Raw genomic sequence first — 21,241 nt, forward strand, 5'->3', positions numbered from 1 at the left:
CAATAGTCAATAGTAGAATGTCTACGTTATTTGTTATAAAAGATTTCTATGTATTCAAATATGGCAGTTCTGGTTTGTTGAGCGAGAAGTATCAATAAGCAGCTCCCTTTTAAGTGAACTTTTCTGCAACAGAGTTATCGTAACAACAGCCCTTATGGCTCATGCTGGAAATGATGTTTTTTGTATTCAATAGAAATTGGTAATTTTGAGAGGTATACTGTGACCCTTGATCGCTATGTAACAGCAGATTTTTATCGGGTTTGCGTTTATCAACGGCCATCAATAAAGAATCTATAACTAATTATCATGTTACTCATTAACCACCATGCGTGAATATAGGTCAATTATTGCCGCCAACAACCTTCTTTAGTTTTTATGTAGGTAATCCCAAACTTTATTTGGCTGATCAGTAGTAAAATTTTGATCCAATGTGTTCGGAGCCACAACTCGGTTGCTTATTTGCTGTTTTTTATTTTTGAACCTTCGTCTAAACTTGGCTTTAATGCCATTTTCTTGCATAACACTTTGTACTGTTTTAATTTTTGCCTAAAGCTTTTAATTCAGCGTGAATTTTAGGGGCTCCATATCTGCATTTAGAAGCTTGATGTATTTTTTGAATATCTGCTAGAAGCCCTTCTTTTGCTAATTCTTTACTGCTTTTTTCCTTAGCAACCCATACCACCAGTACAAAACCCTACATAGTTCCTGTGTTTTATAGCAATTTCTATATAAAAGAATACTTTACTCTTTTTCTTTGCCCAGGGCTTTTTTTAAGATGTCTCTTTCTCTTATTAGCTCTTTTTTTAGATCAAATCTTTCTTTGTCATAAGGAGCCTTTGCCTGGAAATGCGTATGCTCCAGACATTTTTCCATTATATTTTCTTACTTAACATACTGCCATCTATACCTAGATCTTTTGCTATTTTTGTACTTGCTTGACCTGTTTCTTTAACCAGCTTAACAGCTTCTAATTTGAATTCTGCTGTATATTCTCTTCTATTTGTCATATTTTGAAAAAACGTTTTATTTTACTCCAAAAACGTCTTAACTTTCTCTCTACTTTTTCTGGGTAAGGTCAATTTACCGCCGCGGCGCTAACTAGTAGCGGGATGACGGGTTACCAAATTGTAGAAGTTGCTTTAGCTATAAATTCAAGTTTTATCAATGTCTTGTGTTGTTACCCAAATAATGGTTGTGCAAGCGCTTAATTTTTTGATCAAAAAGGAACAAGTTTAGTAAAAAATAATGATATTATTAGTGGAACATAAAACAGTCCCACTGCAGTACTGATTAGAAGCAACAGAGTAGCTTTATCTGGTTGATAATTCAAAATATTAGCAAGTATTATACTGGACCCAGAAACTGGAATAATAGCCAGCAACATCAGTGCTTTATATATGCTCTCATCGTATATACCTATAACATGCTTGTCTAAAAGGACAATTCCTAAAACAAACAGTGGCCAGAATACGTACTTTGCTGTAATAGTGATCAAAGCAAGCTTCCAATCTATTTTAAAGCTTGCAATATTCGCAATGCTCACTCCAAGTAGCACCATTCCTAATGTGACAAATGTACTTCTAATATTCATCATAACATCTGTTAAAAAAGTAGGTATTTGTATATCGTATATACTTAAAAAGAAGCCCAGAACCATCGCATAAAGCGAAGGAAGTTTGAACAACTTTAATATGCATTCTTTTGCGGTATAAATACCATTTGCAGCTATGTAAAATCCTAAGCTGTTTTCAAATAGCGCCATTCCTATATAACAAACAACATATACAGATACTGAATCTTCATCAAATAAAGCCATGGCAATCGGCAGGCCAAAATAACCCATACTTGTGCTGCCCGAGCTAAATGCTAATATGTTTCTTGTGTTATCCTTAAATAAAAAAGAAGAAAGATAATACACTGATAAGGACATAGTGCTACCTATAAACCATATCAAAATCGGCAGAGAAATTACTTTTAAGTTAACTTCTGTATGAGAGACTCCATATAAAATCACTATTGGATTAGCTATATAAAAAAGTATTTGAGATATAGTGTTTCTATCAATTTTAAGATATTTTCCTGCTAAGTAACCAATAAATATTGTAATATAAATAGGTAATATTTTGAGAAAAAGAGTAAGGAACATACTAGCCTATTGTAATATTTTTGATTGATAAAGTGACATTAGATCTTAAGGTGTTGTAAAAGTAAACAAAATTTATTTTCCAATTTATCCAGCTCATAGTTAATTAAATTAGTGCCAAAATTTGTTTTTACATAGGACTTAAGAATGACATTTGTATGATAAAATTATGTTAAGTTTCTGTAAAGCTTCTTGCATATTTTTGAATAATGACATATTTACTAAAAATTAAACTGCTTGTAGTAATTTAGACGGACTGTTGAAAAAGTAAGAGGAAATAAGTAAAGTTAGGACAGAGAGTAAGAGCTTTAACATAGTTGTCATATTTTTCTTTAATTAACCCTAGTGTCCAATTTATCCACCATTCCTTCACATGAGGTGTTTCTAACCATTTTAATAACAGTAAAAAATGTTTTCTTTCAACGCTTTAAATGTGATATTTTTATTCATTAATTAAAAATCTCAAATGTTACTACCATTTCTGTTAATCCTGTCTCTCATTGCCAAGTTCATTGAAATTGACATTTCCGTACCTAGTTTTCCTGATATGGTGCACCATTTTAACGTACCGGAAGGCATAATTCAATTAACTATTGCTTATAATTTCCTAGGCTTTTGCATAGGAGGGTTGTTTTTTGGTCCATTGTCTGAATGCTATGGCAGAAGGAGAATTATGATCATAGGTAACACTTTGTTATTAATCGGCGCTGTTGGTTGTGTTTTTGCACCGTCGATTTTTTGGCTTTTAATCTCTCGCTTTGTTCAGGGCATTGGTGTTAGCACATCTGTAGTTGTGTTTGCAATCGTTGCAGACAGCTACAAAGGCGACGAAGCGGTGAAATTTATTGGAATCATGAATTCTGTTCTTACAGTTGTCATGGCAATTGCGCCAGTGTTAGGCAGTTTCATCAATGAAATTGTAGGATGGCGTGGTAATTATGCAACTGTTGCAATACTTTGTTTGATCTCTTGGGTTTTGCTGCTTTTAGCGTTACCAGAAACAAAAAAGAACCGCGATATTTTCAGTTTGAAAAAAACGATGAAAGATTACAGAAAACTACTATCTAATCCGAGGTTTGTTACGTTGTCTTTGATGTCAAGCCTCTTTTCTGCTGCGTATATGTCATTCATTACTTGTGGACCTTTTCTGTATATGAAGACTTTTGGTTTATCTAGCACTATTTATGCACTACATCAAGGTGCAATAGTTGGGTGCTTCTCACTCATCAGTCTATTTGCTGGCAAAATCTTGCAGAAACTTGGAGCAATAAAGTGTGTAATTTCTGGTACGAGCGTGGGTGCTATTGGGTCTCTATTGCTTGTAATATTCAGTATAATTGTACCCCACTCTTTCTACTTAGTAACACTGTCTATGATTATTTTTTCTATCGGTTGTGCAATTTTCCAGCCAGTGATTTTTAATGCATCAATAAATGTTTTCCCTGAAATTAAAGGCACAGCTTCTTCTGCAGTCTCGTTCATTAGAGCTTTTATCATGGCTATTTTTATCGGCTTAACAAGCTACATTTACAATGGTCAAACAATTAGTGTAGCTGTTCTTGTTTTATCCGCGATAGTACTAGAACTTGTTTTTACTGTCTATCTATTGCGTTTAAAAGATCCTATGTAATTAATAAAGATATTCCATTGTAGGCTGCTAACTTTCCCCTGCCAATCTTTCTGCTTCATTACGTGAGATTAATGCCTCAATAAATTCATCTAGTTCGCCTTCTTTTATAATCTGCTCTAGCCGATGTGAAGTTAGATTAATTCTGTGGTCTGTTATTCTTGATTGTGGGAAATTATATGTTCTTATGCGCTCGGAACGATCACCAGAGCCAATCTGACTTTTCCTCATTGTTGACCTTTCCATTTCTTTTTTTTGTCTTTCAATTTCGTATAGCCTTGCCCTCAATACTTTGAGCGCTTTAGCTTTATTTTTATGCTGCGATTTTTCATCTTGCTGTATCACAACTATCCCTGTTGGCAAGTGGGTGACCCTTACTGCGCTGTCAGTTGTATTCACTGATTGCCCTCCAGGACCACTGGATCTATAAACATCTATTCGTAAGTCTTTTTCTTCTATTTTAAAGTCAACTTCTTCTACTTCAGGTAATATCGCAACAGTAGCGGCAGAGGTATGCAACCTTCCTGAAGATTCAGTTTCTGGCACTCTCTGTACTCTGTGCACTCCTGATTCAAATTTCAACCTTGCAAAAACTTCTGTTCCATTAATGAGTGCAGAAGCTTCCTTATATCCACCTATACCTGTATTAGAAATGCTTATTGGCTCGAACTTCCAATTTCTTCTTTCTGCATATTTTTGATACATACGAAATAACATTGCTGCAAATAATGCTGCTTCTTCTCCGCCTGTACCTGCTCTAATTTCTAATATTGCATTTCTTGAGTCATCTTCATCTTTGGGCAATAATGCTAACTTTAATTTTGCTTTTATTTTTGGTAATAATACCTTGTGCTTTTCGAAAAATTCTTCTTTTGCTAACTCTTTTATATCACCTTCGCTGTTTTCATCTTTCATTATTTCTTCTAAGTCTGAAATTTCCTCTTTCAGCGTGTTATATTCATCAATTATCTTGATTATTGGCCTGAGCTCAGAGTATTCCTTTGAAAGGGTAATGAATTCTTTTTGACTTAAATTGGTAGGATTTTCCAAATTCCTCTCTATATCATTAAATTTTTTCTTTAAGTCTTGTAAATTATTTTCCATATCCATATAGCACAGATCTAGCTAAGTAATATATACTGAAATAAAAAATTTCTTATATCAAGCAATAACACTATAATATACCTACTACCTTCTAGTTGAATATAATGGCAAAACAGATAACATCAAACTGCAATTTCATATTTGGAGCTTCGGATATAAAATCATTACCAAATGAGTCGGCTCCAGAGATTGCGTTTGCTGGTAGATCAAATGTAGGAAAATCCAGTCTGATCAACTTACTGATAAACAGCAAAAAAGCTGCCAGAGTTTCCTCTAAACCTGGATGCACTAGACAAATAAATTTTTACTCTATGTACGATGATAAGTTCAGACTTGTTGATCTACCAGGGTATGGCTACTCTCATGCAGGCAAGGAGGAAATTATACAATATTTAAACTTAATTGAGTATTATCTAATTCAAAGAGAAAATCTAAGAAGAGTGTTTGTGTTGATAGATAGCAAGGTAGGATTAAAAGAAATAGACAAAGACTTCATTTATTGGTTAATATATAATAACATTAACTTTAACATTGTGCTAACAAAAATAGATAAAGTAAGTCAAAAAAGCTTAGGTGCTGTTATAGAAGATATTCAAAAATGGATTAATAATGAGAATGTGTCAATTCATCAAATGAGCATCCGTGTTAAGCATAAAATAACCAAGGTAAGAGATGAGTTTTTCAAGTTTACAAGATAAAAAAATGAAGAGTAGTGAATTTTTAAAGGGTGAGGTATCATTTGAACAAAAAGCAGAAATATTACTTGAAGTGCTATCTAACATACCTAGCTTTGTAGGCGAGACTTTTGTCATTAAATGCGGTGGTACAATAATCTTAGATGAAACACTATTTAATACTTTTGTGCATAATGTTGTCTTGTTGAAGCAGCTTGGTATAAATCCGGTAATAATTCATGACGGAGAATATGAAATTAACTCAGTGTTAAAAATGCTGGATATGAACAGTAAGTTTGTGAATGGTATCAGACTTACAGACAAAGACACTATGAAAATCATTGAAATGGCACTGTGTGGTTCAGTTAATAAAAAAATTGTTCAGTATATAAATTCTGCTGGTGGTTCAGCTATTGGATTATGTGGAAAAGATGGTAACTTAATTAAAGCCGAAAAAATAACCGCTACGCTTAGAGAAGATAGATCAAATAATATCGAAAAGATATTAGACATGGGGTTCATCGGTAGACCCACTGAAATCAATCCTGATATATTATTTTTTATTGAAGAATCAGATTTTATACCAGTTATTGCACCAATTGGTCATGGAAAAGATGGGGAAACATATCATATTGATGCCGATAGCACTGCAAGCGCAATCGCAATCGCAGTTTCTGCATCTAAAATGATAATCTTGAGTGACACAGATGAAGAAATAGATAAAATTGGTGGCAGGAAGATATCTGTTAAAAATTTAAATGCATCGATTGATTGTGGGAAAATTAAAGGGGAAAAATTTATTGAAAGGCTTATGGCATACGTTAAAATGGCGGAGGAATGTGCTGGAGTTGTTCACATAGTTGATGGTAGAATATCTAACATTATGCTTGATTTATTTACTGAGAGTAATTCAAGCATATCGATTGTGAGTGATTTATAGCTATACTGCTTGCAACTACACGAATACCAAGAGGGTGTCATTCAAGTAGCTGACACTGGAATGACAACAATCTACGTCATACCGCGATTCATTCGCGGTATCTCTAGATCCCGCTAACAAGTAGCGGGATGACGGTTGTCAGGGTGTCATCCCAGCGCCCTTATGATGTCATCCCAGTGCCCAGACACTGGGATCCAGAAGACTTAATTTCAACCAAGTGGCTGCATAATAAGGACTAGATTCCAGACTGGAATGACATCATAGAGGCACTGGGATGACAAAAAAAGGAGCACTGAACTTGTCAAGGAATTTTATGGCCTAGCGTCACGCGCTGGAATGACATCATTTACATTTATCACTTTTGCAGATACAATTTACATGCTATAATTGAGTCTTCATAGATGGTAAATTGGAGTGCAAAGAAGTAAAATTAAAGTAGAAATAAAAAGATTATCACACGGAGAAGACTTGTCTCTTCCATGTTATGCAACTACGCAGAGTGCTGGCATGGATCTTTATGCTGCATTGAATGATTCTGCTGTTTTAAATCCACTTGAAAGATTACTTGTTCCAACTGGAATTGTGATTGCAATACCAAACGGTTTTGAGGGGCAAATCCGCCCACGTTCTGGTCTTGCTGCAAAACATGGAATCACTGTCTTAAATTCTCCGGGCACTATAGACTCTGATTATCGAGGTGAAGTTAAAATTTGTCTAATTAATCTAAGTAATCAGCCATACGAAATAAAAAGAGGAGATAGAATCGCACAAATCCTTATTTCTCCTGTATCTCAGGTAATTTGGGATGACAGAGAAGAATTCTGCGCAGAAGAAACCGGTCGCAATGCAGGGGGCTTTGGCTCAAGCGGCAGGTAGCTTACGAAAAAGCTTGACTATGACAGTTTTTTTATTTAAGCATATTAATATTTGAGGTCGTTTATGCTAACTTTCAAAAATCACTGTGGTCAATTCCACAAAACAAATACTGCACTTGTTGCACTTACTTCTTTGTATGTCATAGGCGCAGCAGTAGCACTTTCAGCACCATATTGGGTGTCTTCAACTTGCACGCTTGCTCCACTTGCAGCTTTTGCAGCTACACCACTTGGAATCGGTATATTAGCAATTGTTGCTGTTGCACTGGTTAGTTCAGCAATATACGCTATCAGCAAAAACAATGAAATATCTGAGTTGAGAGCTCCGAAGATTGTTGTTAATAACGATAGAAAAAACGGTAAAGAAACAGCATTGCTAGTAACAAAAGACACATTTAAGGAAATGGCAAGGAATAACCAAGTTAAAGATGAAGAAGGTAAGGTAGAAAAGGGTAAACATTATATAGCCTTCAGCTTAGAAGGCAAGAACTACCGTATTATTGTTGATATTAATCAGCTTACCAATACGCTAGGCAATACTTTACTCTTCGAGATAGGTTCACTAAAAGAGAAAAACGATGAAGGTAAGTTCGAGGCAGTAAATGAAACAAAGTGGAATAAAACATTAGGTTTAGACAAAGATGGTGCTAAAGGGGTTAACACTTATTTAGGCTCACTTATTGTTGAACAAGTTGCTTCTCAACAACAGACAGTATAGCCAAGTGAAATAAAAGAGGTAGATTAAGTCTGCCTCTTTGTTTTTTTTGATTTTTAGTGTTACGCGCATAACTGCATGGATGTTGCGATTCTCAAGGCAACGTATCTGTTTAGATGCATGGCTAATGCTGAAACAAAAATTCCAGTGTTCCCTTTCTTGTCATCCCAGTGCTTGACACATAACTGTACAAACATTCATTTTTGAAGGTAAATTGCACAACAGATAATGTCATTCCAGTGCTTCCTTTCTTGTCATCCAAGTAGCTGACACTGGGATGGCTTTGTTGCATCACACTTTATGAGATGGTGATTTATGGTAAATTCATGTAACTATCTCAAATTTAGCCATACCAATATCAGTGAATTTATTAAGCAAATAGCATTTAGTTCTTTTTCTCGATTTATCTCAGATTTATTCCTAAAACTAAATCCGAATATTTGCTTTAATCTTGAGAAAAACCCTTCAATATAAGATCTTTTCCCATAATTTACTTCTTTTTTCCATTCTTTCATGCCATCTTCACCGTATAATTTTATTAACCTAATAGCAGCATTCCTGTCAGACATATAATCTATTTCTGGATGTTCTGCCGCATTGTTTATTGGTGGAATTTTTGTCTTTATATCATATTCGTTACACAACTTATAAAACTTGTGCCTATCACATGCCCTATCTGCATATAGTACTTTTATGACATACTGAAAATCGACTTCTTTTAGCAAATCACAAGCTCCATAGTGATCAGAGTAGACACCGTTACTGTATTTCACAGCTATGGCTTTTTTGCTGTTTGTATTCAACATTACATGCAATTTTCTTGTCTGTTCATAGCTGCGATACTTTCTATCTTCGCTATTTTCTTTGCTATGACCAGGAGTGTTGTTGTATATACTAATTCCTGTACTGTCTATAGCAATTTCGATATCTTCCATATTATTTTCTGCAATCATTGATCTTAATATTGAGTTTCTTAAACCTTCTTGATGATTGTGAATAGCTGATAACTTGCAAATTTTTCCCAATTTGCTCAAGGTATCCTGCTATAAACCCAACTGTTTGCCTCAGGCCTATTCTAAATAAACAAGTTATTATGTGCACCAAAATTACAACTTTATCGCTATAAATATTGTTGCCACCTGGTATTTTTGGACCATTCTCGTACCACTTTTCTATGGCTTCGTTGATATAATGAAAAATATTTCCTCTTTTTTCTAGAAATTTGTTATATTCGCTATGGTTACTGACCCTCATTTTTTGTGGCATATTTTTTCTTTCAAGGTTAAATGGCTATTTTATAATGAATTTTGTCAGTAGCCACCAGATTTTTTCAGTTGCTATGCAACAAAGCCATTCCAGTGTCAAGCACTGGGATCTGGTAGACAATGTTCATACAGCAGCTACTCGGATGACACCTTGTGCTTGCTGGCTATAATTGCTAAGGATTTTTATTTAATTTAACTGCATCTTTTGCCTTATCCAATAACCCATTAATAAAACCAATTTCGCTTGGTTTATCAAGTAAATCAGATGCAATGTTAGTATATTCATTAATGACAACTGGAACTGGCGTATCACAATTAGCTAACTCACATATTGCAACACGCAAAATAGATAAGCTTATAAGATTTAACCGTGAAAGGGACCAACTTGGGTGTAAATAAGACTCTATTATTTTATCATATTCTTCACTGCTTTTTATAACCTTATATAACAAGTTTTCTAAGAACTGATGTTCAAATTCTTCACATTCAAATATATCTTTCAACTTATTTATGTAGTCCTTAAGCTCACAATTTTCCAGTTTAAAAGTGCTTTTGTTGTAACCTACGAAAATATTTGAATAAGCAATTTGTACAGCAAGAAATCTTGCCGTGCTTCTTTTTATGCGCCACTTTTTATCTACTGGTTTTTCCTCCATTATTTTAATTTATTGTGTAAATCTATCATACGCAAAACAGTTGAGGCTGCATGGCCACCAACGTTCTTTTTGTTTTTATCAGCTCTAACTAGTGCTTTATCTTTGCTGTCAGCGGTAATTACACCCATACCAAGGGGTATTGCATAATGCATAACAACCTCATTTAAGCCTTCAATTACTCCTTTACAAACATATTGATAATGATCGGTTTCACCGCGAATTACGCACCCAAGAGCTAAATAACCATCATAATTAGTATGCCCACTCTTGACTGCAAAAAGAATTGTAGCTGGTATCTCAAATGTACCAGGAACCTCAACTACATCGTAACTGGCATTACTGCCTTTTAATTTATCAATTGCACCTTCAAGCAAAAGGTTCGCTATTTCAGTATAATAAATCGAATTAACTATTAGTATTCTCGACATTTACTACCACTTTTTTTGTTAAAAACAACTTTATTAATGACTGTTGAATTAGAGTTATAATATTACTAAATATCCAATATATTACCAGGCCGGCAGGAAAAGAAGAAAAAATAAAGACAGAAATGTAAGGTAAAAACTTCATAACATTTACTTGAATATCATCTTTACTGGTTTGATCTTTCTCACTTAGCTTCTGCTGAATTATCATGGTGGCACCGAAAATTATAGGTAAAATGCCTATAGAAATAGGAAAGTTATAATTAAACAACCCAAATAATGTAAAGATGTTCGTTGGGTCAGGAGCTGAAAGATCCTTAATCCATAAAAAAAAAGGAGCATGCCTCATCTCTATAGTAACAAATAATACTTTATATAGAGCAAAAAATACCGGTATTTGTATTAGCATGGGAAAAATGCTCGACATTGGATTTACGTTGTTTCTCTTAAACAATGCAATTGTCTCTTTATGCTGCTTTAAGCTGTCATTTTTATACAACTCTTTTATACGAGTTAATTCAGGCTGCAGGCTTTTTACCTTAAACATCGAAATATATGATCTATTAAATAAGGAAAGCATCAAAAGTTTGATTACTAAAGTCAGCAATAATATTGCTAAGCCAAAATTTTTTAAAACGAAGTTAAAATATTCAAGCAGTAAAAACACTGGTTTAGTTATAAAGTAAAGAACACCAAAATCTACAGCTTTATCAAACAGGGGTATATTGAGAGTGTCCTTATAAGAATCCAGTAAATTCAACTTTTTTGCTCCAGCAAAAAAATAATTCACATTAGAAACGCTTGCACCAGGAAGTATGCTCTTGTAAGGTTTGACAAAATCTACTTGGAATTTATCAGTATTATTAACGTTTGTGTGTTTAATGCTTACATTTATTTTATCAGATTTTTCAGGTATGATGGCTGTGAGCCAGTATTTATCAGCAAAACCAAACCAATTTTTTTCACTCGTGCTTGCTTTTATTAAATGTTTTTTGGAAATATCCTTATATGTCCACTCCTCTAGTTTATTATCAAATGCACCCAGTACTCCTTCATGGGATATCCAATAAGATTCGTTGATATTGTCACGTTTACGGTTAATTTTACCATAAGGAACCAAAACTACATTATCCTTTGTATTATTTTCAACAACTTGCTCAACTTTAAACATGTAATTATCGTCGAGGTTAATTTTCATTCTAAATAAAATGCCATTCTCATTGTCCCAAGATAAATTGACCTCTTTTTGATTAAGTTTATCTGCTCGCCAGACTGCTTTAGAATCTGGAACTTTAATCTTGTTACTCGGATCGAGCCACCCAAATTCTGCAAAATATACATCTTTTGATTCTGCAGGTGACAGTAACACCACTTGTGGAGAAGAAGAACTCGGTTCTAAGTGGTAATTAGTTAAAATTAAGTCATCAAACCTTGCACCTTTCAGAGAAATTGATCCTTTAATCATGTTATTGGTTAAACTAACCCTCTGTTCTCGAGTAGAATTAATAATTTCAGAACGATTTTGGTATATTATAGGAGCAAGGTCGTTAAAAGATTCGATATGTTCAATATTTTCAATCAATGGCTGGTTTTGGTTTGTACTAAAAAAATTATCATAAATAATACGCCAAGACACCATGATTAACATGGAAAGGATAGCTGCCAAAATTAAACTTTTTGCTTCTGACATGAAATTAAATCAAACATATCTTCTTAAAGTGTATACTAAATATTGTACTAAAACAATGAAATTTACTTATTTTTAATAATAACTTTTAACGCTGATCTTTAAAATTTATTTTAATAGCTTCAAATTTTAACAATATGAACGCGGTGAAAAATCTAGTTATTTGGTTGCTAATAATAGCCACTACTGCAATGCTTATTGATTCACAAAGGGACAAACTAAGCGACAGATTTCTCAGTACTTTTTTACCATATAAAGGAAGAATTCAAAATAGCGGTCAGAATAGTGGAAGTATTGAATTTACGAAGTCATATGATGGACACTTTTATATTCAGGCTCAAGTCAATGATCGCAATATAACGTTTTTGCTTGATACTGGAGCAACCGATATTGTTCTATCACAAAAAGACGCATTACATGTTGGTATTAACTTACAAAATGTTCAGGATTTTAAAATATATGAAACTGCGAAAGGTCAAATAAAAGCTGGAGTGGTTCAAATACCTCAAGTTAAAATAGGAAATTTTTTGATTAATGATGTACAGGCAAGCGTTAACACTCATTCTATGTCTCATTCACTACTTGGAATGAGCTTTTTAAGGTATTTTCATTTCACTATAAGAGATAATAAGTTGATATTATACCGCGACTAAACACTTCTACAATCTACTTATCAAAGCTCTGTAGGTCAATATAGGAGCAGAAATAAATATTGCAGAACAAGTGCCAATCAAAATACCAAAAAAAATGATCAAGCTGAAGTCTCTCACTGCATCTGTGCAGATTAATACCAAAGGAAGAGCAGCAAGAAGGGTTGTACCAGAAGTTAATATAGTGCGAAATAATGTAGCGTTGATACTTGCATCTACTACCTCACTCATCCGCCCACTTTTACCACTCCTGCGATACTCTCGAATCCGATCATATATAATTACTGAGTTATTGATTGAATAACCAATGACAGTAAGGAGAGCTGCAACTGATGAAATATTAAACTCAATGCCAGTTAGGCTAATAAAACCAACAGTTAAAATCACGTCATGAATCAGTGCTGTTATTCCACTGAATCCACATTGCCAATTAAATCTAAACCAAACGTAAAAAAATATTCCAACAATCGCGATCAACATGGATAACATTCCTTCAAATATTTGTGTTGAGCTTATTTGTGGGCCAACATAGTCTATTTTACGATAGCTTATTGAGCTCCCCAGCTTTTCTTCTAGTATGCTTTTTATCTTTTTGATTTTATCTTCATCTCCTTCATCTTTAAAACGCATGACTAAATTATCACCCGCTTTTGAACTCTGCACTGTAAAACCATTTTCTTTTAATGCATCGAGAATAGAGTGATTCTCATCTGAAGATTTTATCTCTATCAAAATTCCGCCTGCAAAGTCTATGCCTAAGTTCACTCCACGCAGCACAACAGTGAATATTGAAAAGATGATAAGAATAATGCTAATTAATGCAGTCAAATCCCTATATTTACTAAACTTGATATCGAGGTTGTCTGGAATGAGTCTAAGTGCCATGCTATTTACTTAAACTTGAATTTTATATACTTTTCAAAAAATTCACTAGTTTATTCTGTGATTGTTTGATTATGTCAATTTTTCCATCAGTTAATTCTTGTCTGTCAATTAAGTTCTATCTAGCTTGCATACTACCATTTTGAAGTACATTACAAAAGCGAAATACTGCCAATTTGGCCCATCATTTTATCTCTGCAAGCTTATCCCCCCCCTTGCTATGTTAGCAACGCAACCTAAGCTAGGTTCCTTCATAGCAGTGTTAGGTACACTGCCATATCTTTCAAAACTTTCATGCTCTATAGCTTCCTCAACACTTTTTCCTCCTAAAAGACAGTTTTCCCCTAAACTTTTTCCCCTATTTTTTAACTCATTAAGCCTTGCTCTGTTTTCCCCATCAATCTCCACTTTTATTTTATTGCTGCCTTTCTCACTAGGACTTAGATAAATACTTATCTCTCCTACCTCAGTAGTAAAAGACATTTCAATACCACCTTTTGAGACATCCATGTAATTTCTTTTTCCCCCTATTTCTTCTACATTTTCAACTCTTACTATACTTTCTCCAATTTTGAGTATGCCAACTCTTGAATTTAAGTCTTTGGCTTTTTCATTGTTTAGGATTTCTGCAACTTCAACAATACTATCTTGCGAGTACTCTATACAAAAATATCTATTATCCTTGTCTACTCCTAATACATTTTGAGTCTGCTTGCTTTTGTTTACAATACTTTCATATGCTAAACCTTTTAGCTTGCTTTCAATTTCCTTACATTTCTCAGAAAGACCATCATCAAATCCATTACAAGTAACTATCTGCTCAAACTCATTCCCATCGAAAAAATTATGGCGTTTTACTTTCCCACCTTCTAACAATAAATTACTAACAATGCTTTTGATAATGTCCTCTTCGGACACTTCATTTTTTTTGTTACAGTTTTGATCTTCACTTTCTTTATTACAGTTTTGATCTTCACTTTCTTTGTTACAGTTTTGACCTTTACTTTCTTTGTTACAGTTTTTATCTTTACTTTGATAGGGAAAGTTATCAAATACAAAAGTGTTACTTCTGTTACTTATATGACTACCACTAGTAAGATCTTTTATTTCTTCAAATACTGTATTTGTTACAGTTTTGTTACAACAACTACATTTTAAATTTAACATTACTTCTTTTTCTAAGTATTTAGCTACTATGCACTTAATACTTTCTGGAGTATTTTTTATATCTTTTTGTTCATTTTGTTCTGTTATACCTCTCACCTCCCCACAGCATTTATCAATCAGATCCTGTTTACTTTGAGTTAACGACATTTTTAGTTTCATAAAAAGTGAGTCTTTTAGAAAAGGATTATCATCTTCTAGGTCCCGATCATTTTCTGAATCCAAATCATCTGTTAACTCCATTGAATCAAGATTACCTGAACTATAGTACGAACCCTTTTTTGAGTCCGAACTATCTTCTGAGTTCCCATCACTATCTGACCAATTGTCAACTTTCGGAAATTCTGAGCTTTTCTGTTCACCTTCAAAAGTCTGATTACTACCACCAGCGCCCTTTGTCAAATTTTCTTTATTTTCACAAGAACCACCTAAAGAATAGCCTTGACCCTCTTCTTGATCTGAAGCACTTAATTTACTATAAGTTGCTTGACTATAACCATTGAAGTTATAACCTAAACCATTACTACCATGCTGTAAAGAATCGCTTTCAAAAGTTTGTGGATTATCACTTTCACCTAACAAACCACCATTTGTTGGATTACATACATTTTCTGTATATTTTTGATTATTTTGTGCTTCTATTTTCCTCTTCTTGTACAACGGTTCAAACTGATCAATTTCAATCGATCGTACTCGTTTCCTTGAAGGAAAGTCCTCTGGAATCTGATCCTCATCGTCAGAATTGTGACCTGAATCACAAATTACATGATCATTGCAGGTAGAATTATGCTCTTGACTAATCAAGGAAAGCTGAATTAGATTGCTAAAAACAATATTATCTAGCTGTACTGAATCAGTACTTTCAAAAATTTGTGGATTATTACTCACGTCTGGCAAATCACCTGATAAACCAGTCTGATGATTATTTTCACCTACCCAACCATCAGTTGGTGTTGGAATGCATATTCCTGTATATCTTTGGCTATCAAGAGAATCATTAGTTAATTGTACTGCTGTATAAGTTGTCCGGTCATCCTCATCATCGGAACTAATACCTGAATCATGGCCATCACCTTCTTCAATCTTTTGAGTTTCTATATCGTGTTCATTTATTTCGCTCGACGAATCATAGTTGGAAGGGTTATACTGTTGATTAGGACGTTTAAAAATTTGACGCCAATCGCTGTAAGGCTCCTTAAAATCGAAAGGAGTGCGTATAACTTTTTCCTTGCCTGATACCCCACCATTCATATTGTATAACCATTACTCACTAATCCCTTAGTGAATATCGTAATATATAGGTCTGTCAATAAAAAAATATAACTTTCTTTGGTTCTAACCTTTGCAAATCAGTATCTATAGCTCGGTAATTTCTCATACGTTGCACTCTGGACCTAGGAGCGTTGTTAATAAATCCACGACAGCTAGACAATCCTTGCTCGTCCACTAAAAGGAAAAGCAGCAAGGAGCGAACCAAAAGCGATAAGAAAGGATCCAAGCCAGATTATAGACATTCCAGGTTTATAGTGCACTTTGGCTGCGATTTTGCTCTTACTCTTATCAATCTCTCCAATTACAACATAAATATCAGAAAGCAAATTGTGGTAGATACTGCTTTCAACATTTTTCTGACCTTCCGCAAGGTAAAATCTATATTCAGGAGTTACTTCACCTAATATCTTATTATTCAGCAAATTCCTGATATCCATTGTACCCCTCACTGCATGGAAATTTTTTTCTTTTATTAGCTCAATATTGCGTAAAGTAACTTTAAATTTATTGACTGTTATGCTATCCCCTATTTTTAAGTAATTTTCTTTTTTCTCCTGCCAACCAACTGAATAAGCTATACCAAGCACTAGAATTGCCACTCCAGCATGAGCAAGCATCATTGCATAGTAGGACTTAGAAACTCTTCTTGCTAATAAAATTGATTCACCAAATGCTACCTTAAATAAACGAATTCTTTTACTGTATGCTTCTAAAACAAAGATTAATAATGCTATGGAGATAGTAATTGATAGCACAATTATTAGCTCCATGTGAAAGATAAACGGCAAAATAGCTGCAGCACTGCAGAATGAAAATCTATATTCACGGAATATTGGCAATAGACTATTTCCCTGCCAACTGCAGTATTGCCCGATCATGGTGAGCACTAGAATAGCTAGTGCAATAGAGTTAAATAAAGAATTGTAATATGGTGCTCCAACTGAAATTAATTCACCGGTTAAATACTCAAGCACTGTAGGGTATAAAGTGCCAACGAACACGATGAAAAAGGCAGTGATGAATAATAAATTGTTCATCAGTATCATCGTAAAGCGTGAAAAGAATCTTCTACCCTCTGTCACTTGAGTAGCAAGTTTCTTTCTGGATTCCAGTGTCAAGCATTGGAATGACATCGCAGGCGTGTGATTTTTTCTCGTAAATACTACAAATATTACTAAGCTACTGACTGTAATTACACCAAGTAGAGCTAATATATATAGTCCATATCTTGGGTCATCTGCAAACGTGTGCACTGAGGTAAGTATTCCTGAGCGGACTAGAAATGTTCCAGTCACACTCAATATAAAAGTTGTAAGCGTAAGTAAAATAGCAAAGTTCCTTAAAACATTGAAATTCCGTACCACGAGCAACAAATGTGTCAGCGCTACTGCAATTAGCCACGGCATCAAAGAAACGTTTTCCACTGGATCCCAAAACCAAAATCCACCCCACCCAAGTTCGCGATATGCCCACCAGCTACCCAAGCTGATGCCCAAAGTGAGCAGCGACCAAGAAATAAGTACCCAAGGCCTGACAATTTTAGCCCAAACATTTCCTTCAGTATTTAAAATTAATCCAGCTATAGAGAGCGAAAAAGGAACGCTAAATCCAAGGTACCCCAAATATAATATCGGTGGATGAATAGCAAGGCCTATATCCTGCAATATCGGATTAAAACCCAATCCATCTGTTTCAATGCCTGGCATTTTAGTGAAGGGGCTGGATTCAATTAAAGTGAACAGCAAAAAACAAAAGCAAATCAGCCCATGAGTGATAAGAGATATTTTTTTTAATTTACTACCATTAGTTCGTTCTGGTGTCATTCCAGTGCTTGACACTGGAATCCAGTTTTTATTACACTGCCATTTGATGTACTCATTTGCAATTAAATTGTCTGGATCCCAGTGTCTGGGCACTGGGATGACAGAAGAAGAGACTGGGATGACAGAGGGGGAAACTGGGATGACAGAAGGTATATAAATATCCATTAGTAATAAATACATGACAAGCACTAAGGTCCAAAGCAACATGGACCCTTCTTTGTTTCCCCAAACACCACAAATCTTGTAGATCAAAGGTTTTGTTGTGTGTGAGTGGTAGTATACGTTTTCAAGTGAAAAATCATTTGTAATGTGGCAGTAGATCAAAATAGCCATTGACGCTGATACACAAAAAAATATGGCAGTGGTAATAAACCGACAAGAACTAAGCGGTAAAAACAAATATGTCAAAGACAATAAGCAGGCTAGCAATAGCAATATATTCCCAAGTTCAGGCATAAAAAATTATAGTTTTTATATAAACAATATTACTGATGACAAGTTAGAAGTTAAAGTGTTAATTGATGCTAGCATAATGCTCCCGTAGTTAGCTGTGCTAGTATTAATTAAAAATTAAATATTAAATCTTTATACTTTTATAGATAGCGTTAATATTGAGGTAATATTGTGGGTACAACTAAGATTAGTAAATTTCCATTCAATATAAAAGGTAAAGTGGCAAAACAACATGCCGAACCAATAATCGAAAAAAATCTCTATACTATTTTAGGATTCAAAGATATAGAAGATTTTGAAAATAAGACAAGTAAACTTGTTAATAAAAAAGTTTGGCAATCATTTGTTGACTGCTTTGCAAAAGAAATAGATTATGCAGCAACCGAAGAAGTTGTAAAAAACATCGTTTGTAACATTGCAAAGAGTGATCAAGGTAATGCTTTTACCAAAACTGAACATCTCATATTAAATGAAAAGCAAGATAATAAAAAGAGAGAAAAAGCGATTAGAAAAGCTATTAGTATTTTGAGAAAAATCAATCCAGAAAAAGCCTTTAATGAACTTTCAGTAATAAAAAAACAAGCTGAAGATTTTTTACAAACCGATTTTTGTAAAGCACAGAGTAAATCACTTCAAGGATTTGCTCCCTCTGGTGGACAGCTCTTTGCGGAAACTCTGAAATATATAGAAACACTAGAAAGATTATCCGAAGTAAAAAAAGAAGGGCTAGTTAGAGATTTCTTGTTAAATCATGTTAGTTTATTGAATAAAAAGTATCCTAAATCACAAGGTAAAAGGGAAGATGCTATAACAATACTATCAAGTGATGAGTTGAAGAATTTTTACAATAAAGGTGTAAAAGAAGGAATGTTACAACCAATGGCATCTTACAAAGGATGCAGAAACCTGTATGACAAAATGAACCAGATAAAAAATGAATCCAAAAGTATAATTAAAAGAGAAGAACGGGAAGAAAATTTAAAGAAAATAGATAAGTCGATAATCAGCGCAATTAATGACATAAAAAAACATAGAGAAGCAATCCTTAACTGTAAAGACTTTCAAAGTTCTTACATAAAAGAGAAAAAAGAACATCCATTTAGAGGCAACGCATGTCAAAAAATGATTGATATATATCAAGAGAGAATTGTTGGATATCAGGAGAAAATTCGTCAAAACTTAAACCAAATAAAAGCGATATTAAAAAGTGCGCCGCAAGAAATGGATGATGTGGAAGAATTCGAGGAAATAATTGATGATATACATGAAGCAAAGCAGTGTGATGAAATTTTTGATTCAGCTTTAATTTGTTTATCGAACATACAGAATGAGCTAGATATTCAGCTGGAAAATCCTTCAACAGAACTCAGAGCTTCACACATTAACGTTAAAACTGAGCTAACTAGGTTATAAGAACCAAATCTTTAGGGTAATGAAAGCACTTTAATTCAAGACAGCTCTTAGTCTGTGTTTTAATTTGGTTGTGTTTTATTAAAAAAACTTTAGATTTATTTTATAATCGATACTCAAATATAATGACTCAAACTTGGGATTTGTTGCAAACAGGGCAAAAGGAAGGCTATAAAATTGCGTATACTAATGCTCGTATTATCGACCCGGAAACTAAACTTGATATAAAAGGTTCATTATTGACTGAAGGGGATAAAATTGTTGACTTTGGTGAATCATTATTTTCAACAAGTGGAGTTGATGAAACAATAGACTGTAAAGGGCTTGTTCTAATGCCAGGCCTTATTGACATTCACGTACATTTTCGTGAACCAGGCCAGGAACATAAAGAAACTATATATACAGGCAGCAAATCTGCAGCTGCGGGGGGAGTTACAACTGTAGTTTGTCAGCCAAACACTGTTCCAGCAATTGATAGCGTTATTTTGGCTAAATATTTGAAATATAGAGCACTTGAAACTTCACATGTAAACGTTGAATTTTACGCTAAAATCACCACTTCGGAAGAACACCTGACTGAAATGGCACTTTTAAAGGAAGCAGGTGCGGTTGGGTTCACCGATGATGGCATGCCAGTTATGAACCCAATGATTATGAGACAGGCGCTGCTTTATTCAAGTATGCTGAATGTTCCTATTGCTCAACATGCAGAAGATTTAAATTTATCTGCTGGTGGCGCAATCAACGAAGGTAAAATTTCTGAAGAATTGGGAGTAAAGGGGATCTTGAGTGCGTCAGAATCGGTTATGGTAAATCGTGATATACTGCTAATGAAGGATATGGAAAATGTGCACTACCATATTCTACATGTCTCTTCAAAAGATTCACTTGATGCTATTAAACGTGCAAAAGATTTGGGATTAAATGTTACGTGCGAAGTAACCCCTCATCACTTCACTTTGACTGAAGATATAGTAAAACAACATGGAGCAATTGCAAAAATGAATCCGCCGCTTCGCACTGAAGAAGATCGTTTAGCTATGGTTGAAGGTTTAAAGACAGGTGTGATTGATTGCATTGCAACTGATCACGCTCCGCATGATCGTAGTTCTAAAGATCTACCACTTGAAAATGCTGCATTTGGTATTGTTGGTCTTGAAACAATGCTGCCCCTTTCACTTGAACTCTATCACAGTGGGCAAATGGGTCTACTTGATGTGCTTGCAAAATTGACATATAAGCCTGCAGATATAATACACATACCACGTGGTCGTATACAAAAAAACCTTGCTGCAGACTTAATTTTAGTTGACCTCAATCATGAATGGGAAATTAAAACTGACAACTTTGCTAGTAAATCAAAGAATTCTCCTTTCGATGGTCGCAAAGTAAAAGGACACGTAGTACGTACTGTTGTGTCCGGCAAAACTATATACTCGCAGAAGAGTTAGTTATCATATCTTATCTATTCCAATT

Annotated in this window: 24 protein-coding genes; 9 read left to right on the top strand and 15 right to left on the bottom strand. The window is 34.3% G+C overall.

Translation table 11 applies throughout. The features are described 5' to 3' along the window. Positions 1 to 109 precede the first annotated feature (109 nt). The 5 genes from ABL518_RS06550 to ABL518_RS02985 form a co-directional block, all read right to left on the bottom strand. A complete protein-coding gene (locus ABL518_RS06550; RefSeq protein ID WP_338062968.1) occupies positions 110 to 295 on the bottom strand; it encodes a DDE-type integrase/transposase/recombinase in 186 nt (61 codons plus the stop codon). A gap of 240 nt (positions 296 to 535) precedes the next feature. Then, on the bottom strand, positions 536 to 682 hold the full coding sequence (locus tag ABL518_RS02970) for an IS3 family transposase (RefSeq protein WP_080717648.1): 147 nt from the start codon (positions 680 to 682) through the stop codon (positions 536 to 538). Between the two features lie 59 nt (positions 683 to 741). Then, positions 742 to 873 carry a hypothetical protein gene (locus tag ABL518_RS02975; protein WP_255322265.1) on the bottom strand — a complete coding sequence of 44 codons (132 nt, stop codon included), beginning with the start codon at positions 871 to 873 and terminating at the stop codon, positions 742 to 744. Then, a complete protein-coding gene (locus ABL518_RS02980) occupies positions 873 to 1,007 on the bottom strand; it encodes an IS3 family transposase (protein ID WP_007548354.1) in 135 nt (44 codons plus the stop codon). The genes ABL518_RS02975 and ABL518_RS02980 overlap by 1 nt, the downstream gene beginning before the upstream one ends. Before the next feature lie 209 nt (positions 1,008 to 1,216). After that, the gene (locus tag ABL518_RS02985) at positions 1,217 to 2,146 is read right to left on the bottom strand and encodes an AEC family transporter (protein WP_006279391.1); all 930 of its coding nucleotides are present in this window, start codon (positions 2,144 to 2,146) and stop codon (positions 1,217 to 1,219) included. 463 nt (positions 2,147 to 2,609) lie between these two features. Here ABL518_RS02985 and ABL518_RS02990 point away from each other — a divergent pair, with 463 nt between their 5' ends. Then, complete coding sequence (locus ABL518_RS02990; protein WP_010082160.1) at positions 2,610 to 3,773, top strand: multidrug effflux MFS transporter; 1,164 nt, start codon at positions 2,610 to 2,612, stop codon at positions 3,771 to 3,773. A gap of 27 nt (positions 3,774 to 3,800) precedes the next feature. Here ABL518_RS02990 and prfA read toward each other — a convergent pair whose 3' ends face one another. Beyond that, positions 3,801 to 4,880 (bottom strand): peptide chain release factor 1, encoded by a 1,080-nt coding sequence (prfA, locus tag ABL518_RS02995; RefSeq protein WP_007548640.1) that lies wholly within the window; start codon positions 4,878 to 4,880, stop codon positions 3,801 to 3,803. Between the two features lie 98 nt (positions 4,881 to 4,978). On the opposite strand from prfA, the gene yihA reads away from it, so the two are divergent. From yihA to ABL518_RS03015, 4 genes are all read left to right on the top strand, one after another. Next, a complete protein-coding gene (yihA, locus tag ABL518_RS03000) occupies positions 4,979 to 5,572 on the top strand; it encodes a ribosome biogenesis GTP-binding protein YihA/YsxC (RefSeq protein WP_010962460.1) in 594 nt (197 codons plus the stop codon). A 4-nt stretch (positions 5,573 to 5,576) separates the two neighbouring features. Next, positions 5,577 to 6,488 carry an acetylglutamate kinase gene (gene argB, locus ABL518_RS03005; protein ID WP_010962459.1) on the top strand — a complete coding sequence of 304 codons (912 nt, stop codon included), beginning with the start codon at positions 5,577 to 5,579 and terminating at the stop codon, positions 6,486 to 6,488. Between the two features lie 414 nt (positions 6,489 to 6,902). Next, positions 6,903 to 7,364, top strand: a complete 462-nt coding sequence (dut, locus tag ABL518_RS03010; RefSeq protein WP_006279458.1) for a dUTP diphosphatase — start codon at positions 6,903 to 6,905, stop codon at positions 7,362 to 7,364. A 63-nt stretch (positions 7,365 to 7,427) separates the two neighbouring features. Continuing rightward, positions 7,428 to 8,081: a hypothetical protein gene (locus tag ABL518_RS03015; protein WP_010082137.1), complete on the top strand. Its 654-nt coding sequence runs from the start codon at positions 7,428 to 7,430 to the stop codon at positions 8,079 to 8,081. Positions 8,082 to 8,202: 121 nt separating this feature from the next. On the opposite strand, the gene ABL518_RS03020 is transcribed toward ABL518_RS03015, so the two are convergent. The 6 genes from ABL518_RS03020 to yidC all read right to left on the bottom strand — a co-directional run bounded on the left by ABL518_RS03020 (position 8,203) and on the right by yidC (position 12,114). Further along, on the bottom strand, positions 8,203 to 8,370 hold the full coding sequence (locus tag ABL518_RS03020; protein ID WP_167471207.1) for a hypothetical protein: 168 nt from the start codon (positions 8,368 to 8,370) through the stop codon (positions 8,203 to 8,205). A 40-nt stretch (positions 8,371 to 8,410) separates the two neighbouring features. Continuing rightward, on the bottom strand, positions 8,411 to 9,031 hold the full coding sequence (locus ABL518_RS03025) for a transposase (protein ID WP_095742635.1): 621 nt from the start codon (positions 9,029 to 9,031) through the stop codon (positions 8,411 to 8,413). Beyond that, on the bottom strand, positions 9,015 to 9,344 hold the full coding sequence (locus ABL518_RS03030) for a transposase (protein ID WP_007548762.1): 330 nt from the start codon (positions 9,342 to 9,344) through the stop codon (positions 9,015 to 9,017). The genes ABL518_RS03025 and ABL518_RS03030 overlap by 17 nt, the downstream gene beginning before the upstream one ends. A gap of 172 nt (positions 9,345 to 9,516) precedes the next feature. Then, positions 9,517 to 9,999: a transcription antitermination factor NusB gene (gene nusB / locus ABL518_RS03035; RefSeq protein ID WP_007549265.1), complete on the bottom strand. Its 483-nt coding sequence runs from the start codon at positions 9,997 to 9,999 to the stop codon at positions 9,517 to 9,519. Then, a complete protein-coding gene (locus ABL518_RS03040) occupies positions 9,999 to 10,427 on the bottom strand; it encodes a 6,7-dimethyl-8-ribityllumazine synthase (RefSeq protein WP_006279647.1) in 429 nt (142 codons plus the stop codon). The genes nusB and ABL518_RS03040 overlap by 1 nt, the downstream gene beginning before the upstream one ends. After that, positions 10,405 to 12,114, bottom strand: coding sequence for a membrane protein insertase YidC (gene yidC, locus ABL518_RS03045; RefSeq protein WP_095742636.1), 1,710 nt, complete (start codon positions 12,112 to 12,114; stop codon positions 10,405 to 10,407). Before yidC ends, ABL518_RS03040 begins: the two co-directional genes overlap by 23 nt. Before the next feature lie 134 nt (positions 12,115 to 12,248). Between yidC and ABL518_RS03050 the strand changes: the two genes are divergently transcribed. Further along, positions 12,249 to 12,764, top strand: a complete 516-nt coding sequence (locus ABL518_RS03050; RefSeq protein WP_006279648.1) for a TIGR02281 family clan AA aspartic protease — start codon at positions 12,249 to 12,251, stop codon at positions 12,762 to 12,764. 6 nt (positions 12,765 to 12,770) lie between these two features. On the opposite strand, the gene secF is transcribed toward ABL518_RS03050, so the two are convergent. The 3 genes from secF to ABL518_RS03065 form a co-directional block, all read right to left on the bottom strand. Continuing rightward, on the bottom strand, positions 12,771 to 13,646 hold the full coding sequence (secF, locus tag ABL518_RS03055) for a protein translocase subunit SecF (RefSeq protein ID WP_010082185.1): 876 nt from the start codon (positions 13,644 to 13,646) through the stop codon (positions 12,771 to 12,773). Positions 13,647 to 13,832: 186 nt separating this feature from the next. Then, positions 13,833 to 16,058, bottom strand: coding sequence for a hypothetical protein (locus tag ABL518_RS03060; protein WP_010082186.1), 2,226 nt, complete (start codon positions 16,056 to 16,058; stop codon positions 13,833 to 13,835). 173 nt (positions 16,059 to 16,231) lie between these two features. Next, the gene (locus ABL518_RS03065; protein ID WP_022626230.1) at positions 16,232 to 18,235 is read right to left on the bottom strand and encodes a heme lyase CcmF/NrfE family subunit; all 2,004 of its coding nucleotides are present in this window, start codon (positions 18,233 to 18,235) and stop codon (positions 16,232 to 16,234) included. 22 nt (positions 18,236 to 18,257) lie between these two features. Between ABL518_RS03065 and ABL518_RS03070 the strand changes: the two genes are divergently transcribed. From ABL518_RS03070 to ABL518_RS03080, 3 genes are all read left to right on the top strand, one after another. Then, a complete protein-coding gene (locus tag ABL518_RS03070) occupies positions 18,258 to 18,446 on the top strand; it encodes a hypothetical protein (protein ID WP_022626229.1) in 189 nt (62 codons plus the stop codon). Between the two features lie 80 nt (positions 18,447 to 18,526). Continuing rightward, positions 18,527 to 19,768 carry a hypothetical protein gene (locus tag ABL518_RS03075; protein ID WP_095742638.1) on the top strand — a complete coding sequence of 414 codons (1,242 nt, stop codon included), beginning with the start codon at positions 18,527 to 18,529 and terminating at the stop codon, positions 19,766 to 19,768. A gap of 122 nt (positions 19,769 to 19,890) precedes the next feature. Continuing rightward, entirely contained in the window at positions 19,891 to 21,216 is a 1,326-nt protein-coding gene (locus ABL518_RS03080; protein ID WP_022626228.1) for a dihydroorotase, read from the top strand. Positions 21,217 to 21,241: the final 25 nt, after the last annotated feature.

This window comes from Wolbachia endosymbiont of Drosophila willistoni, from assembly GCF_040084705.1.
GTDB classification, from domain to species: Bacteria; Pseudomonadota; Alphaproteobacteria; order Rickettsiales; family Anaplasmataceae; genus Wolbachia; species Wolbachia pipientis.